Source organism: Streptomyces sp. NPDC050674, from assembly GCF_040654575.1.
Classification (GTDB): Bacteria; Actinomycetota; Actinomycetes; order Streptomycetales; family Streptomycetaceae; genus Streptomyces.
In genome coordinates, this window is the sequence record NZ_JBFAIG010000012.1 from 242,652 (window position 1) to 256,976 (window position 14,325).

Below are 14,325 nucleotides of genomic sequence, written 5' to 3' on the forward strand. Positions count from 1 at the left end.
GACGCCCCGGCCGGCCGCGCGGTTGCGGCCGGGGTCGATAATCGGGCGGGTGACCGATCTTGAGACGCGCGCGGCCCCGGCCCGCGCCGGGGCGCTGCGCCGGGCGGCCCCGGCGCTGGCCGGGTACGCGGCCGTCCGTGCCGCGGGTCTGCTCGCCCTGTTCCTGTGGAGCGCGGCGCGGGACAAGAGCGCGTACACGCTGCTGACCGCCCGCTGGGACGCGCTCTGGTACGCCAGGGTCGCCGAGCTCGGTTACGGCTACGAGGTCCGTCTGGCCAACGGGGACGTGCACTCGAACCTGGCGTTCTTCCCGTTGCTGCCCTGGCTGGAGCGGCTGGTGGCGGCGGTGTCGCCGCTGTCGTACGCGGACGGGGGGTTCCTCGTCAGTCTGCTGGCCTCGCTCGCGGCGGCCTGGGGCGTCTTCGCCGTGGCCGACCAGGTGTACGGCCGCCGGGCCGGGGTGTGCGCGGTGCTGCTGTGGGCCGTCCTGCCGGTGGGCGTCGTGCAGTCGATGGCGTACAGCGAGTCGCTGTTCACGGCGCTCGCGGCCTGGTCGCTGTACGCGGTCCTGACCGGCCGGTGGGTGACGGCGGGCGCGCTGGCCCTGCTGGCGGGGCTGACCCGGCCGGTGGGGCTGGCCGTGGTGGCGGCCGTCTGGGTGACGGCGGTGGTCTCCTTCGTGCGGGAGGGACGTGCGGCCGGACCGGACGGCGTGCGGGACGCGACGCGCGCCGGGGGTCCCGCCGATCCCGGAACCCGCGCCCGGCGGGTGCTCGGCATGCTCCTGGCCCCCCTCGGCGCCGCCGGCTATGTGCTCTGGGTCGGGCATCGCACCGGCAAGGGCCCGCTGGGCTATCTCGACGTCCAGGCCGGATGGCGCAACGGCTTCGACGGCGGCTACGCCTTCGGCCGGTTCGTCGCCGACAAGTTCACGTCGTTCCCGTCGGCCCTGGCCGGTGCGGGGCTCGTCCTGGGGGTCGCGTCAGTCGTCTGGCTGTATGCGGTCGGTGTTCGTCAGCGCCAGCCGCTCCCGCTGCTGGTCTACAGCGGCGTCGTGACCGCGCTCGCCCTGTGCGCGTCGAGCTACTTCGGCTCGAAACCGCGTCTGCTGATGCCCGCCTTCCCGCTGCTGCTGCCGCTCGCACTGGCCCTGGCGAGGGCGCGTCCTCGCAGGTCGGCGACGGTGCTCGGGGTCGTCGGGGTGGCCTCGGCGGTGTACGGGGCGTTCTGGCTGAACGGCTCCGGCCCGCCCTGACCCGCTGTGAGCGTCAGGGGAATTCCGTGCCATGCCAGGGTGAACGAATTCAAAAGCGCAATAAAACCCGCTTCCGGAATGATCAAAGGAATTGAAGGCCGCAGCCTCCGGCGATTGCAGATTCGCTGGAAATAAACCTCCTCCTGAGAGGAATCCCACATCACATCGTCATCACAAAGCCGTTGATTCGCCCGGGATCTGAGCTCACTCGCTGTAACGTCGATTGGGTGCGTACCGAACCGAAGCTCACCCGTCTGGACCGGGTCTTCGCCCGGCTGGACCGTGAGCCGGAACGACCGGCCCACATCGATGTGCCGAAGATGAGCAGGCACCGCATCGTGCTCTTCGCGGCGACCCTGGCCTTCTACGGCGCGATCGTGTGGGCCGTGGTGATCACGTCCTGGCTGGTCCGGCTCGACTGGCAGGTCATGTTCTTCCGCCCGTACCAGCAGTGGTCGGAGATCCACTGGTTCGTCGACTACTACGTGGTCCTCGGACAGCGCGGCCCGACCGCCGTGATGGTCGCGGCCTGGCTGGGCTGGCGCTCCTGGCGCCAGCACACCCTGCGGCCGCTGCTCGCCCTCGGCGTCTCGCTGCTGCTGCTGAACATCACGGTCGGCGCCGCCAAGTACGGCATGGGCCGCCTGGGACCGCACTACGCGACCACCATCGGCTCGAACGAGATGTGGCTCGGCGGCGATATATTTCCGAGCGGTCACACCGCCAACGCCGTCGTGACCTGGGGAATCCTGGCCTATCTGGCCTCCTCCGCGAGAGCGCAGCGCTGGCTGTCCGCCGTGTCCGCCGTGACCTCGCTCGGTGTCGGGATGGCCACCGTCTACCTCGGTACGCACTGGCTGAGCGATGTTCTCCTCGGCTGGACCGCGGGCCTGCTGATCCTGCTCGGCCTTCCGTGGTTCGAGCCGCTGATCGCCCGTGCCGAGGCCTGGATCTTCGACCTGCGCGACCGTCTGCGGGCCCGGCGGCGGGCCGCCCCGGCCGCCGCGCCGCCCCTGGTGGTCACGCCGCTGCCCGACCGGGACGACGTCGCGGCCCACTCGCCCCGGGCCCCGGTCCGTCTGGCGCCGGGCCCCCACACGGCCCGCTCGGAGCGCACACCGACCACTCCGGCCGGCAGCCGCCGCCCGGCCCACCCGGAGCGCCATCCGCGCGGTTCGAGCCCGTCGGCCCGCCCCCTGACGGGCGGCTGACCTCCGCCGCGGTGCGCACCCCGTCCGGCAGCGCGAAGGCCCCGGTTCGCAGCGGAACCGGGGCCTTCGCCGTGTCTCAGCCCTTCCAGGCCCGCGCCACGCGGCCGCCCCTGACCTCGAAGTTCAGCCGGCCCACGCGGTACTCCATGGTGATGATCGCCCCCGGCGGCAGCGAACGCACCGCCGCCCAGCCACGCCGGCGCGCGAGGTGTTCGGCCCGGTCGGCGTCCAGGCCGACGTAGGTGTCCGGGCTGTCGTCGGGTTCCGCGGAAGGTGTCGGATTCGGTGCCATGCCGCCACGCTATGTCCTGCCCGGCGACCGCGGAAGTCCGGGCCCGGCCGGTCACTGTCCGCCCCCGGTCACGCTTCTGTCACAAGATCACGACAGGAGTTTCGGACGTCGTCCGTCACACGGACGAGCGGTTCCTTACGCCTTCCGCAGGCATTCGATCGAAATTCCCGCGGGTCACATGAGCTCATGGAAAGGCCCGGCGGAAAGCGCCGGGAGAAGTGCCTCCGGGACCGCGTTCCTTTCCGGTCGCCGCGCCCGGCCGGCGGAGCCGGCTCGCCGCGGGAAATGCGTGCCGCGGCGCGAAGAGGCCGGTACGCCCCCTGTCGGAGTGCGCGGTGACGCGAGCATCATGACGTGAGCTCGCGGGCACCTCAGGCGCGGGCTACGGCGGACCCGGTACGCGATGAGCGAAGGGGCGAGCGAGCGATGGGGACGCAGACCGTACAGGCCGTGGCGCCGGTCGCGCCGCGCACGCGGCACGGCCGGCTGGTGGTCGACTGGCTGACGACGACGGACCACAAGAAGATCGGCCACCTCTACCTGATCACGTCGTTCCTCTTCTTCCTGGTCGCCGGTGTGATGGCGCTGCTGATGCGCGCCGAACTGGCGCGTCCGGGCTTGCAGATCATCGACAACGAGCAGTTCAACCAGGCGTTCACGATGCACGGCACGATCATGCTGCTGCTGTTCGCGACGCCCACCTTCGCGGGCTTCGCGAACGAGCTGATGCCGTTGCAGATCGGCGCGCCCGACGTGGCCTTCCCGCGGCTGAACATGTTCTCGTACTGACTGTTCCTGTTCGGCGGGCTGATCGTGCTCGGCTCACTGCTGGTGCCGTCGGGTCCGGCCGACTTCGGCTGGTTCGCCTACGCCCCGCTGAACAGCGCGGAGCGCACCCCGGGCATCGGGGCCGACCTGTGGATCATGGGCCTGGCGCTGTCCGGCTTCGGCACGATCCTCGGTGCGGTCAACTTCATCACCACGATCATCGGGATGCGCGCCCCGGGCATGACGATGTTCCGGATGCCGATCTTCGTGTGGAACACCCTGTTCACGTCGATCCTGATCCTGATGGCGTTCCCGGTGCTCGCGGCGGCGCTGCTGGTGCTGGAGGCGGACCGGCGGTTCGGCGCGCAGGTCTTCGACGCGGCCAACGGCGGGGCGATCCTGTGGCAGCACCTGTTCTGGTTCTTCGGCCATCCCGAGGTGTACATCATCGCGCTGCCGTTCTTCGGCATCATCACGGAGATCATCCCGGTCTTCAGCCGCAAGCCGCTGTTCGGCTATCTGACGCTGGTCGGCGCGACGATGGCGATCACCGGCCTGTCGATGATCGTGTGGGCCCACCACATGTTCGCGACGGGTGCGGTGCTGCTGCCGTTCTTCTCCTTCATGAGCTTCCTGATCGCGGTGCCGACGGGCGTGAAGTTCTTCAACTGGGCCGGCACCATGCTCAAGGGCTCGCTGTCCTTCGAGACGCCGATGCTGTGGGCGACAGGTTTCCTGGTGACGTTCCTGTTCGGCGGGCTGACCGGGGTGATCCTTGCGTCGCCCCCGCTGGACTTCCATGTGACGGACACGTATTTCGTGGTCGCGCACTTCCACTACGTCGTCTTCGGCACCGTCGTCTTCGCGATCTTCGCCGGTTTCTTCTTCTGGTGGCCCAAGTTCACCGGCAGGATGCTCGACGAACGGCTCGGCAAGATCCAGTTCTGGACGCTGTTCGTCGGCTTCCACACCACGTTCCTGGTGCAGCACTGGCTGGGCGCCGAGGGCATGCCCCGCCGCTACGCCGACTACCTGGCGGCCGACGGGTTCACCGCGCTCAACACCGTGTCGACGATCGGGGCGTTCCTGCTCGGCATGTCGACGCTGCCGTTCCTCTACAACGTGTGGAAGACCGCCAAGTACGGCGAGAAGGTCGAGGTCGACGACCCCTGGGGCTTCGGCCGTTCCCTGGAGTGGGCGACCTCCTGCCCGCCACCGCGGCACAACTTCACGACGCTGCCCCGGATCCGCTCCGAGTCGCCGGCGTTCGACCTGCATCATCCGCAGTACGCGGCGGTGACTGCGCAGCCCGAGCCAGAGCGCCATCAAGCCGGTCCCGGGTCCTCCTGACCGCCTCGATCAGCTCCACCGGCTCCAGCACCTCGAACTCGAAGCCCAGCATCACCACGTGGATGACCATCACGTCGAGGCTGCCGGCGCCGCAGCGCAGCAGGCAGGTGTCCTCGCTCTCCGCCTCCAGCACCCCGGCGGAGGGCGAGATGCGCTGGACGGCCTCCGCCAGGGGCGCCAGGAGCCGCACGACGGCGTGAGTGGCGTAGGCGCGCGTGGAGACACCCTCGGAGACGTAGGCGGCCAGGTCCTCGGCGGGAGGGTCGCGCGGCTCGAAGCGCGGGCCGTGCGGCGGCCTGGGCGTGACGCGGTCCACGCGGAAGGTGCGCCAGCCGTCCCGGTCGAGGTCCCAGGCGACGAGGTACCAGCGGCGCTCGGTGCACACCAGGCGGTGCGGTTCGACACTGCGGCGGGTGGAGGTGCCGTCGTGGCCGCGGTACTCGAAGCGCAGTCGCTCGGCGTCCCGGCACAGGTGGGCGAGTTCGGTGAGCACGGCCGGGTCGACCGAGGAGGGCAGCGTGCTGCGCAGCATGGGCACGGTGACGGCGTTCAGGGCGCTCACCCGGCGGCGCAGCCGGTTCGGCAGCACCTGTTCCAGTTTGGCCAGAGCCCGGACCGAGGTCTCGCCGATGCCGTCGATGCCCTGGCCGGCGGCCGTGCGCAGGCCGACCGCCACGGCCACGGCCTCGTCGTCGTCCAGGAGCAGCGGCGGCAGTTCGGCGCCCGCGCCCAGCTGGTAGCCACCCCCGGTGCCGGGGCTGGCGTTGACCGGGTAGCCGAGTTCGCGCAGCCGGTCGACGTCCCGGCGCAGGGTGCGGGCGCTGACGCCGAGCCGTCCGGCCAGGTCGGCGCCGGACCACTCGCGGTGGGCCTGGAGCAGGGACAGCAGACGCAGCAGGCGGGCCGAGGTCTCCAACATGAGGGCGAGTCTGCCAGGCCTTGCGGACAGCCACTGTCCTCAAGGCCGGTAGGCCAGTTGCGGGACGGTGAAGCAGGTGCGGTTCATGTCCCCCTGGCCGACCCAGCCCTTGCCGTCCTGCCAGCGGGCGACGGACAGGCACGTCCTGCTGGTCTTCGGCGGTTCGGGCGACCGTTCGAAGCGGACGGGGAGCAGCAGCCCTCCGGCGGTGTACCCCTGGCTGCGGTTCATGAAGCCGTCGACGCACGCGCGGGTGATGCCCGCCCGCGCGCAGGACCTCGCCGCGTCGGTGAACCAGCGCGCGGCCGCCCACCCCTCCAGCTGCCACTGGGAGTGCGTCTTCAGGCCCTTGGTCGCCGCACGGAACTCCCGCACGGCCGGGTGGCCGGTGTCCTCGAAGTTGCGGCTGGCGCCGGTGGCCCAGAGGGCGTTGCGGCAGTGCGGGGCGTCCTGGTAGTCGTCCTCCACGGTGGAGGTCCAGTTCTGCACGTTGGTCACCTTGGCGGTGACGTCGGCGCCGGCCTCGTCCATGGCCGTGCAGAGCCGGGCGTTGCCGTGCGCGTCGATGGCGTCGAACACCAGGTCCACGCCCTGCTCCTTCAGGTCGGCGGCGGCCGCGCGGAAGTTGGGCAGGGCGAAGTCGACCTGTTCGGTGACGACCTTGTAGCCCTCGGTGCGCAGGCCCCGCTCGACGAGCCGGGCGTAGGCGGCCGAGGCCGGCTGGTTGTAGGAGACCACGGCGGCGGTGCGGGCGCCGTGCTCGCGCTTGAAGTAGCGGTAGACCTCGGTGCCGCCGTACAGCGTGCCGTCCCAGCCGGGCGTGCCGTCGCGGGGCGCGAGGCTGCCGTAGATGCCGTAGAGGTGCGGGTAGGTGTCGTAGGCGCTGCCGATGGGCTGGCCCCCGATGTCGGGCACGCGGGCACGGGAGACCCGGGAGGCGCCCGCGTAGTCGAGGGCGGTGGTGGCGACCAGCGCGACGACCTCGTCCCGCTCGACGAGCCGGTGGACGCACTCGTTGTTTCCGACGCCGCTGCCGCCGTCGTCGCACAGGCGCACGTCGACCCGGCGCCCGTCGATGCCGCCGCGCGCGTTCAGCCGGTCGAAGTAGGCCCTGGCCCCGTCGCGGGGGCCGGTGAAGGCGCTGCCGCCGACCGGGCTGGTGGCGCTGGTGATGATGCCGACCCGCAGGGGCGCGGCGTCGCGGGGCGCGGGGCTGCGGCCGCCGTGCTCGAAGTCGCTCTCGGGGAGCCGGCTGCCGCAGGCCGCGCTCAGGGCGAGCAGCAGTGCCGCGGCCACCGCCTCAGCAGCCCGGGACCGGTGACGCATTGCCGCTCAGTCGCACCAGCGCGCACAGCGTCTTGGCGGACACCTTCCAGGTGCCGTTCTGCTCGACGGCGCTCCCGGAGGCGTCGGGCAGCGCGGTGGCGCCCTTCAGGGTGAGCGTGTACGTCACGTCCGCGCCGGTCGCGGAGGTGAACTCGACCTTGGTGACCTTCGCCTGGACCTGCCCGCCGCGCTCGTCACCGCTGAAGGCCTGAAGGACCGGGCCCATGCGGTCGCCGTTCTCCAGGACGGCCTGCTTGTCCTCGGTCGAGGTCTTCGGGTCGAAGAACTTCTGCCAGTTCTGCCGGATCTCCGCCTCGGCCGCGGCCCGGTCCGCCGGGGCGGAGGCCGGCGCGCTCGTGGTGGTCCGCTCGGCGGTCGGTGTGGGGGGCGTTGACGCGCTGCCGCCACCGCTGTCGTCGCTGCACGCGGCCAGGGCCGGGGCGAGGACCAGGACCAGGGCGGCGGCGATCGCCGCACCCCGTCCCGCGGCTCGTGGACCCCCCGTCGCGTTCCCCCGCCTGAGGTCGCTGCCGAGAACCATCTGGCTCACCACCGGGTGTCGGTCCGGGCCATGTGCGCCCGGTGCTTTCAGGGTCAGCTTCCACAGGGCATAGTGCAAGCGATCGGCGGACTTGAACAGGCGGCCAGGCGCGTGCACAGCACATCCGACGTGTGGGAGCCAGCGATGCGGACCAGTCGACTGCGGACCGTGCGTCCCGTTTCGTGGGCGGGCTGGGCGGGCTGGGCCGGTTGGGCCGCCCTCGCCGCCGGAGCGGTGCTGTGCGTGGCCGGCTGGTACGGCGTCTCCGGCGAGCGCTACGCCGAACGGCAGCTGCCCTATCTGGCCTCATGCTCGATCCCCGGCGCCGCGCTGATCGTCGCCGGGGCGGTGCTGCTGGCCCGGGGCCGGGAATCGCTCGCCGCCACCCGCGTGGAGGAGCTGTACGGCCTGCTGGTGGCCGGACCGGCCGAACCGCAGGAGACCGGCCGGGCCGCGCGGACGCCGCTCGCGGTCAGCGGCGACCTGCGGATGGTCCCGGGCGGCACCCTGTGGCACCGCGCGGACTGCCCGCTGGTGGCGGGAAAGGCCGAGGCGGTCCCGGTGGACTCCAAGCTGGTGGCGAGCGGTGAGCTGACCCCCTGCCCGATCTGCGAGCCGGCCGAAGAAACCGACTGATGTCCTCGCTCACGTACGACCTCACCCTCGCCGGGCTCTCGGTCGGCAGCGCGGCGGCGCTCACGGGGATCGGCCTGATCGTGACGTACCGCGCGACGGGCGTGCTGAACTTCGCGCACGGCGCGATCGCGATGGTGTGCGCGTACGCGCTGCGGCAGTGCGTGGTCGAGTGGGACTGGCCGCTGTGGCTCGGGGCGGCCGTGACGCTGCTGGTGCTGGCTCCCGGGCTGGGTGTCGTCCTGGAGCGGTTCGTCTTCCGGCCCTTGGCGGTCCTGGGCGGTGATCCCGCGCAGACGCTGGTGGCGTCCATCGGCGTGTTCGTGCTGCTGGTGGGCGGGGCGGCGCTGGTGTGGGGGCAGGGAGCCCGGGACGACGCGCCGGTGCTGGTGCCGGACGAGCCGTGGGGACAGCTGGCGGTGGTGCTCGCGCTGGCCGCCGGGGTCACGGCGCTGGTCCGCCGGACGCGGTTCGGGCGGGAGCTGCGGGCCGTGGTCGACGACCGTCGGCTTGCCGTGCTGGGCGGTGTCGACGCGGACCGGGTCGCGGCCACGGGCTGGGCGTTCGGTTCGTTCACCGCGGGCCTGACGGGAGTGCTGCTGGCGCCGTACGTGCGGCTCGATCCGTACGGTCTGTCACTGCTGGTGATGGAGGTGGTGGCGGTCGCGGTGGCCGCGCGGATGCGGAGCCTGCCGGTGGCGGTGGTGGTGGCGCTGGGTGTCGGGGTGGCGCAGAGCCAGCTGACGCGGCTGCACCCGTCCGGCTGGGCGGAGCCGCTGCTGCGGGCGGTGGGGGCGAACCTGTTCGTCGTCGCGCTGCTGGCCGCGGCGCTGGTGCTGCCGGGCGTCGGGGAGCGGGACACGCTGCCGCGTACGCCCGCTGCGCGGGTGCCGGCCCCGCCGGGCGTCCGGATCGTGGTCGTCGTGCTGTTCCTGCTGCCGCTGGGCCTGGCGGGCCGGGATCTGCACACCTCCGTCCAGGTGCCGGCGCTGGCCGTGATCCTGCTGTCCCTGGTGGTGGTCTCCGGCCGCGGCGGTCAGATCGCGCTGGGGCAGGCGGCCTACGCCGGGCTGGGCGCGCTGTTCACGGCGCTGCTGGCGGCGGGCCGCTTCCCGGGGCTGCCCGCCCTGCCGGAACTGACGGCGCTCGCGGTGTCGGTGGCCCTGGTGGCGCCGCTCGGCCTGCTGACGGGCTGGCCGGCGATCCGTCGCCGGGGCCTGGCGCCGGCACTGGCGACGTTCGCGGTGGGCGTGGGGGTGAGCCGTTTCGTCTTCGCCCAGCCGTACGCCACGTCGGGCCTGTCCTTGAGCCGCCCGGCGGGCTTCGACGGGGACCGGGCGTACTACGCGCTGGAGTTGCTGCTGCTGGCGGCCGCGCTGCTGGCGACGCACGCGCTGCGCCGGGGGCGGACCGGCCGGGCCCTCGCCGCGATGCGGGACCACGAGGCGGGTGCGCGGGCGGCGGGCGTGCGGGTGCCGTCCCTGAAGCTGGTGGCCTTCGTCGCGGGCGCCGCGCTGGCCGCGCTCGGCGGCGGCATGCTCGGCATCGGGCTGCGGGCCTTCGACGCGGCCGCCTACGACCCCGTGCGCGGACTGCTGTGGTTCGCCGCGGTGGTCGTGCTGGGCGCGGACAGCGCACTCGGCGCGCTCGGCGCCGCGGCCCTGCTGGTCGGGCTGGACGCCGGCACCCGGGGCGGTGTCGCGGCGGCCCTGATCGGCGTCCTGGCGGTCCTGGTGGGCCGCTTCCCGGGCGGCGCGTACGAGGCGCTGCGCACGGCGGCGGAACGCCTGCGGCGGCGCCCCGCCCCGGCCCTGACGCCGGTGGGCGTGCGGGCCCGCGAGCTGCTGCGCCCGGCGAAGCCGGCGGCGGCCCGGGGGGCACGGGTGCCGACGGGGGCGACGGCTGCGACCGGGGCGATGGGCGCGAGTGGTGGCACCGGGGCGACTGGTACGGCGGACGCGGCTGGGGTGACTGGCGCGGCTGAGGCGACGGACATGGCAGGCCGGGCGAGGGCTGCGCCCTCCCCGGCCTCCGCGGCTCCGGTCGCCGTGGCGGCCGTCGCTCCTCTCCTCACCGCCCGTCGCCTCCACGCCCGCTACGGCGGCTTCACCGCCCTCGACGGAGTCGACCTGGAGCTCTCAGCCGGCCTGATCACCGGGGTCGTCGGACCCAACGGGGCCGGTAAGAGCACCCTGTTCCACTGTCTGGCCGGGACGCTGCGGCCCGTGCACGGCACGGTGCGGCTCGGTGGGCGGGACATCACCGCGCTGCCCTCCCATGCCCGCGCCCGGCTCGGTGTCGCGCGGACCTTCCAGCGCCTGGCCGTCTTCCCCTCACTGACCGTCGCCGAGAACGTCCGGGTGGGCGCCGAGCAGCGGCGGCCGGCCGATCCGGGCGCCGTGGAGCGGACCCTCAGGCTGCTCGGACTCGACGGGCCCGTCCGCGCCCTGCCCGCCGCCGGGCTGCCCACCGGCACGCTGCGCCGCGTCGAACTGGCCCGGGCCCTCGCGGGCGGCCCCCGCGTCCTGCTCCTCGACGAGCCCGCCGCCGGTCTCGACACCGCCGAGGTGACCGCCCTGGCCCGGGTCCTCAAGGCCCTGGCCGCCGACGGCACGGCCCTGCTGGTCGTCGAGCACGACCTGGACCTGGTGGCGGGTCTGGCCGATGTCGTGCAGGTGATGGCCGCGGGCCGGATCGTCGCCTCCGGCCCGCCCGGGCAGGTCCTCGACACCCTCGCCCGGGAGGACCGCCGATGACACTCGTCGCCCTGCGCCACGCACGCGTGCGCTACGGCCCCCTGGAGGCCCTGCACGGCATCACGCTGGCCGCCCCGGGGCCGGGCCTCACCGTGCTGCTGGGACGCAACGGCTCCGGCCGCACCACCGCCCTGCGCTCCCTGGCCGGCACGGTCCCCCTGTCGGGTGGCGCGGTGCTGTGGGACGGCGCCGACGTGACACGCGTGCCCGCGTACGAGCGTGCCCGGCGCGGCATGTGCCTGGTACCGGAACGGCAGGCGGTGTTCGGCTCGCTCACCGTGCGCGAGAACCTCGAACTCACCGCCCACGACCACACAGCGGCCCTCGACGCCTATCCCCCGCTGCGGCCCCTGCTGGAGCGGCGCGCCGGCACCCTCTCCGGTGGGGAGCAGCGCATGCTCGCCCTCTCCCGGGCCCTGCTCGCGGACGCGCGCGTGGTGCTCGTCGACGAGCCCGCCCAGGGCATGTCGCCCGCGGTCGCGGCGCGGACGTACGCGTGGCTGGCCGGGCTCGACGCGTGCGTGGTGATCGCCGAGCAGCGGCTGCCGCCCGCCCTGCGGGGGCGGCCCGCGCTCGTCTACGAACTGCGCCGCGGGACCGTCGCGTTCGCCGGGGAGGCGCGCGAGCTCACGGGCTGATCCCCGACGCCGAGACCCCGTCCGGTCGGCCGACCGGACGGGGCCCGTGTCCCGGCGAGGGGGAGCGGCGGCGGCTCAGAACACGAGACGCAGGCCGGGCACGATCACGTCGGGATCCGCCCCGATGGCGGCCCTGTTGGCGGCGTAGAGGCGCTGCCAGGTGGTTCCGTGCCGGGCGGCGACGCCGCTCAGCGTGTCGCCGGGGCGCACCGTGTGGTCACCGCGGGACGATCCGCGGTCCGCGTGTTCCGCGGACCGCGCGGGCGCCTCGAACGACTCAACCGGCTTCGACGGCCTCGACGGTTCGGACGGCTTCACCGGGGTCGTCCCGGTGGAGGTGGCCGGGTCGGCGGCCGGTGCGCCGCCGCTCGCCCCGGCGCGTGCCGAGCAGGTCGGCCAGGCGCCCCAGCCCTGGGCGCGCTGGACCTTGGTGGCGACGGCGATCTGCTGGGACCTGCTCGCCCGGTCGGCGGTGGGCGCGTAGGCCGTGCCGCCGTAGGCGTTCCAGGTCGAGGGCGCGAACTGGAGTCCGCCGTAGTAGCCGTTGCCGGTGTTGATGTGCCAGTCGCCGCCGCTCTCGCACTGGGCGATGCGGTCCCACACTCCGCTGTCGGCCGCCGCGGCGTTCCCGGTCGCGGCGAGCACTCCGAGGGGCGCGAGCAGTGCCGCGCCGGCGAGGACCGCCGTCGTACGAACCTGCTGCTTCCGGACGCTGGAGCGAGTGGTATCGGCACATTCGGACATGTAGGTCCCTTTCGAAACACCCGGGATCCCCCAAGGCGGACGCCACCCCACGCCATCGGGCGCGAGGCCGGCGCTCGCCCCGTCCACCGGAGCTCGTGCTCCGCCCGGTTCCTGGAAACCGGCGGCCGGTAGACGTACCCGAGCGGTGCTCGTTGCACACGGCCGAGGAATCTAAGGAGGCCGGGGGCCCGGCATCAACCAGTCGCCCGTCGCGGCAGGCCAGTTCATTGATACCTCGGGTAACAGCGGTTTCCGGACACCCACTTCATTCGCGGATTTCCGGATTTGTCGACCCACCTCTCCAGTAGCCTGTGACCCACTTCACCCTTCCAACGTCCGTCGCACGGCGCGGAGTTGACGGTGAGTGCGCGATTCCGCGCCGAACATGACCCTGTGCGCTGGTTGGTTCGATTCCGTTCGCCCTGGGGCGTGACTCCCGCCACAGATCGCCCGTTGTCATCTTCATGAGCCGGGACCTTCCCGGACCACGGGCCGGGAGCCACCCGGCCTCGCCACGCACCGCATCCCCGAGGGAGCCACCCGTGCCGCGCATGCTCGACGTCAGCGACGAGGTACGCGCCGAGATCGGCGACGAAGAAGCAGACCGCCTGCTCGCCGGAGAGACCGCCCCGGGCAGTTACGACTGCACGTCCTGCCGCACTCCGGGCGACTCCGACCAGGAGCGCACCAGCACCGTCCTGTTCATCGGGGACGAGACCGCCGTCCTCGCGTTCGCCCACGCCGGTTGTCTGCCCTCGCAGGTCGTGCAGGTCACCGAGGAGCAGCTGCGGGGCGCGGTGAAGTCCATCGCCGGCGACACCGTTGACCTGGAACCCGACAAGGTGGTGCCCGAGCAGGCGGTGCTCGGCGTGACCAGCGGGCTCGTCCTGATCGGCGGCGAGCTGCACCCGGCCCTGGTCGTGGAGCCGACCGGGCCCATCGCCCGGCCCGGCACGACCGGCACCGGCGACGACTTCCTGCCGCTGCTCATCGAGCAGGGCTTCATGCCGCTGACCGAGCTGTCGGCCGTGCCGCCCGTGCTGCACGGCTGGTCGGTGCTGCTCGCCATGGGCCAGCTGCACGCGGTGCTCCAGCCGGGCACCAACGGCGGCCGGCCGGTGGCCTGGTGGCAGGCCCACCAGCCGCTCCAGGTGACCGAGGGCTGGCGCGCGGCCGCCAACAAGCACCAGCAGGTCCTGATGCTCGCCGCGCCCGCCGGCTCGATCGGCCGCCAGCCGCGCGAGGACCTGCTGCGGGACGCGCTGGACAAGGCCGCGGCGAACGGACAGCTGGTCGGCTCGGCGCTGCCGCTGGCCGGCACCTGAGCCGCACGTCACCCCTGTGGACCGGACACCCGCGAAAGCCGTACCCGGGCCGCATCCCTTGACCCGCGGTGTCGTTTGGACATACGTGCACGCATACGACGTTCCCCGCCGCCAGTCCTTCTCGCCGATCCCGTCCGCGCGATCGGCTCAGGACGCCCAGGGCGGCCCATCGGCCACGCCGATCTACGACGCGCTCTACGCCGAGTACGTCAAGTCCTTCCGCGCACTGCCCGGCGACCGCAGCGGCGAGGAGAAGCTGGGATTCACCGCCTTCGGGAACACCCCGTACAGCTCGGGCTCGTACACAGGCGCGTACGGCAGCTCCTACAGTGCCTACAGTGCGGGCGCCCAGAGCGCCCGCCATGCCGCGGGGCAGTATCCGCAGTGGCAGCGCGTCGGCACCGTCGCGCACGGCACGGGGATGCACTACGTACCGGCCGCGCTGCCACCAGGGCGGCGCCGGGACATCTGAGCGAGCACCGGACAGCGGAAAGGGCGGCCCCGTTCGGGGCCGGAAGCGCGTGGACCTGTTCGAGTACCAGGCGAGGGACCTCTTCGCCAAGCACG

Annotated in this window: 12 protein-coding genes and 1 pseudogene; 8 read left to right on the forward strand and 5 right to left on the reverse strand. The window is 73.1% G+C overall.

Annotation, left to right across the window (positions count from 1 at the left end; all coding sequences use genetic code 11):
- Window positions 1–49: 49 nt before the first annotated feature.
- Both AB0I06_RS21625 and AB0I06_RS21630 read left to right on the forward strand, forming a co-directional pair.
- Entirely contained in the window at window positions 50–1,255 is a 1,206-nt protein-coding gene (locus AB0I06_RS21625; RefSeq protein WP_363120436.1) for a glycosyltransferase family 39 protein, read from the forward strand.
- A gap of 227 nt (window positions 1,256–1,482) precedes the next feature.
- Window positions 1,483–2,466, forward strand: a complete 984-nt coding sequence (locus tag AB0I06_RS21630) for a phosphatase PAP2 family protein (protein ID WP_363120437.1) — start codon at window positions 1,483–1,485, stop codon at window positions 2,464–2,466.
- Between the two features lie 76 nt (window positions 2,467–2,542).
- On the opposite strand, the gene AB0I06_RS21635 is transcribed toward AB0I06_RS21630, so the two are convergent.
- A complete protein-coding gene (locus AB0I06_RS21635) occupies window positions 2,543–2,758 on the reverse strand; it encodes an I78 family peptidase inhibitor (protein ID WP_363120438.1) in 216 nt (71 codons plus the stop codon).
- Between the two features lie 426 nt (window positions 2,759–3,184).
- On the opposite strand from AB0I06_RS21635, the pseudogene ctaD reads away from it, so the two are divergent.
- Window positions 3,185–4,846, forward strand: a pseudogene (ctaD, locus tag AB0I06_RS21640) (cytochrome c oxidase subunit I); the annotation flags it as partial.
- Here the strand turns inward: ctaD and AB0I06_RS21645 are convergent.
- The 3 genes from AB0I06_RS21645 to AB0I06_RS21655 are packed head-to-tail and all read right to left on the reverse strand — an operon-like array spanning window position 4,755 to window position 7,662.
- On the reverse strand, window positions 4,755–5,795 hold the full coding sequence (locus AB0I06_RS21645) for a YafY family protein (protein WP_363120439.1): 1,041 nt from the start codon (window positions 5,793–5,795) through the stop codon (window positions 4,755–4,757). The pseudogene ctaD and the gene AB0I06_RS21645 sit on opposite strands and share 92 nt — an antisense overlap.
- A gap of 39 nt (window positions 5,796–5,834) precedes the next feature.
- Window positions 5,835–7,121, reverse strand: coding sequence for an ABC transporter substrate-binding protein (locus tag AB0I06_RS21650; protein ID WP_363120440.1), 1,287 nt, complete (start codon window positions 7,119–7,121; stop codon window positions 5,835–5,837).
- Entirely contained in the window at window positions 7,096–7,662 is a 567-nt protein-coding gene (locus AB0I06_RS21655) for a hypothetical protein (protein ID WP_363120441.1), read from the reverse strand. Before AB0I06_RS21655 ends, AB0I06_RS21650 begins: the two co-directional genes overlap by 26 nt.
- Before the next feature lie 144 nt (window positions 7,663–7,806).
- Between AB0I06_RS21655 and AB0I06_RS21660 the strand changes: the two genes are divergently transcribed.
- Genes AB0I06_RS21660 through AB0I06_RS21670 form a run of 3 tightly spaced genes read left to right on the forward strand, consistent with a single transcriptional unit; the run spans window position 7,807 to window position 11,689 of the window.
- Window positions 7,807–8,298, forward strand: a complete 492-nt coding sequence (locus tag AB0I06_RS21660) for a hypothetical protein (RefSeq protein WP_363120442.1) — start codon at window positions 7,807–7,809, stop codon at window positions 8,296–8,298.
- Window positions 8,298–11,051 carry a branched-chain amino acid ABC transporter permease/ATP-binding protein gene (locus AB0I06_RS21665; RefSeq protein ID WP_363120443.1) on the forward strand — a complete coding sequence of 918 codons (2,754 nt, stop codon included), beginning with the start codon at window positions 8,298–8,300 and terminating at the stop codon, window positions 11,049–11,051. The genes AB0I06_RS21660 and AB0I06_RS21665 overlap by 1 nt, the downstream gene beginning before the upstream one ends.
- A complete protein-coding gene (locus AB0I06_RS21670) occupies window positions 11,048–11,689 on the forward strand; it encodes an ATP-binding cassette domain-containing protein (protein ID WP_363120444.1) in 642 nt (213 codons plus the stop codon). Before AB0I06_RS21665 ends, AB0I06_RS21670 begins: the two co-directional genes overlap by 4 nt.
- Window positions 11,690–11,764: 75 nt before the next feature.
- Here the strand turns inward: AB0I06_RS21670 and AB0I06_RS21675 are convergent, their stop codons facing one another.
- Complete coding sequence (locus AB0I06_RS21675) at window positions 11,765–12,433, reverse strand: transglycosylase family protein (protein ID WP_363120445.1); 669 nt, start codon at window positions 12,431–12,433, stop codon at window positions 11,765–11,767.
- 542 nt (window positions 12,434–12,975) lie between these two features.
- Between AB0I06_RS21675 and AB0I06_RS21680 the strand changes: the two genes are divergently transcribed.
- Both AB0I06_RS21680 and AB0I06_RS21685 read left to right on the forward strand, forming a co-directional pair.
- Window positions 12,976–13,758, forward strand: a complete 783-nt coding sequence (locus tag AB0I06_RS21680; protein ID WP_363120446.1) for a hypothetical protein — start codon at window positions 12,976–12,978, stop codon at window positions 13,756–13,758.
- Window positions 13,759–13,843: 85 nt separating this feature from the next.
- Window positions 13,844–14,230 (forward strand): hypothetical protein, encoded by a 387-nt coding sequence (locus AB0I06_RS21685; RefSeq protein ID WP_363120447.1) that lies wholly within the window; start codon window positions 13,844–13,846, stop codon window positions 14,228–14,230.
- The last annotated feature ends 95 nt before the right edge of the window (window positions 14,231–14,325 follow it).